2 protein-coding genes are annotated in these 1499 nt (G+C 63.5%); one reads left to right on the forward strand and one right to left on the reverse strand.

The window, feature by feature from the left end:
- On the reverse strand, positions 1–354 hold a 354-nt coding region (locus AC1DJT_RS36635; protein ID WP_476836054.1), incomplete at its 3' end, for a tRNA (cytidine(34)-2'-O)-methyltransferase.
- Between the two features lie 118 nt (positions 355–472).
- Between AC1DJT_RS36635 and AC1DJT_RS36640 the strand changes: the two genes are divergently transcribed.
- On the forward strand, positions 473–1499 hold a 1027-nt coding region (locus tag AC1DJT_RS36640; protein ID WP_476836055.1), incomplete at its 3' end, for an ABC transporter transmembrane domain-containing protein.

A 1499-nucleotide genomic window follows, 5' to 3' on the forward strand; every position in this document is an offset into this window, starting at 1 on the left:
GCCGTCGACGGTTGAGTAGAGCTCGGCGGGGACGCCCGCCGATTCGCGTCCGACGAGCACGATGTCGCCGGGAGCGAAGGCAAAATCGGTATGGGCGGTGGCCCCATCCGTCTCCGCCAGGATCAGCCGGTGGCCGCCCGCAAGCCGCCATGCATCGAAGGCCTTGAACGAATCATGCCGGGTGATCGCGGCGCGCTCGAGATAGTCCATGCCGGAACGCCGGAAATGGCGGTCCGAGACGTCGAAGGCCGCGGGTTCGATGATGTCGACCGCGATGCCGAGGCAGACGGCCATGCGAATCATCGTGCCCGAATTCTGCGGGATATCCGGCTGGTAGAGGGCGAGGCGCAACATGCGCTGCTGTCATGCGGTGACGTCATGACATGCGTCAAGCCTCTGGCCGCGACCTGACTGCTGCCCCATATGTCGCCAAGATTTCGTCGTCATGCCGGTMCATGGAGGGCGGTACGCCATGTTCGCCTCCCTGTTCCGTTTTCTCGAAAGCCGCATCGACGTCTTCGCGCCCTTTGACGAGGGCCAGACGCCGCCCAAGGGCGTGTGGCCATTCATGTGGCACCACATCAAGGGCGTGAAGGGCTGGATGGCCCTGATCATGCTCACCGGCCTCGGTTTCAGCGGTATCGAAGCGGCGATGTACCTGATGGTCGGCTGGTTCGTGGATCTGTTGGCGACCCAGTCGCCCGAGACGATCTGGCGCGATCACAGCACGGTGCTGCTCGGCGCGGCCTTCCTGCTCGTCGTGGTCCGCCCGCTGATCTATTTCGCCAATCATGCGATCGTGGACCAGGTCGTGGTGCCGCAGATCACCAATCAGATCCGCTGGCGCAACCATGTCTATACGCTTGGCCATGCGCTCTCCTATTTCCAGAACGATTTCGCGGGACGGCTTTCGGCGCGCGTGATCCAGGCGGGGCAATCGATCCGTGGCGCGACGATCGAGGTCATCGACGATCTCTGGTACGCGCTGATCTTCGCATCGGTGGCGATCGGCTTCTTCGGCTCGACCAGCCTCTGGCTGGCACTTCCGGTCATCGTCTGGTTTGCAGCCTATGTCGTGCTGCTGATCTATTTCGTGCCGCGCGCGAAGAAGCGCTCCGAGGCGAACTCGCTGGGGCGTTCCTCGACGACCGGGCGCATCGTCGATTCCTATACCAATATCCTGACGGTCAAGCTCTTCGCCCGCGCCGATGCCGAGCGCTCGTCGGTCCGCGACTCGCTGTCGCGCTGGAACGCCTCCTTCCTGCATTTGTCGCGGCTGATCACCGGTGTCAGCGTCATCCTGCAGACCATGAACAGCCTGCTGGTCGTGACGACGGCGTGGATTTCGCTGCATCTCTGGAGCCAGGGCATCATGTCGCCCGGAGCGGTCGCGGCCGCGATCGGCCTCGTGCTGCGGCTGGTGCAGATGTCGAGCTGGCTGATCCATCTGGTGCGCGGCGTGTTCGAGAATATCGGCTCCGTGCAGGAGAGCATGGAGA

It is taken from the genome of Allobosea sp. 05T422_2, from assembly GCF_056396265.1.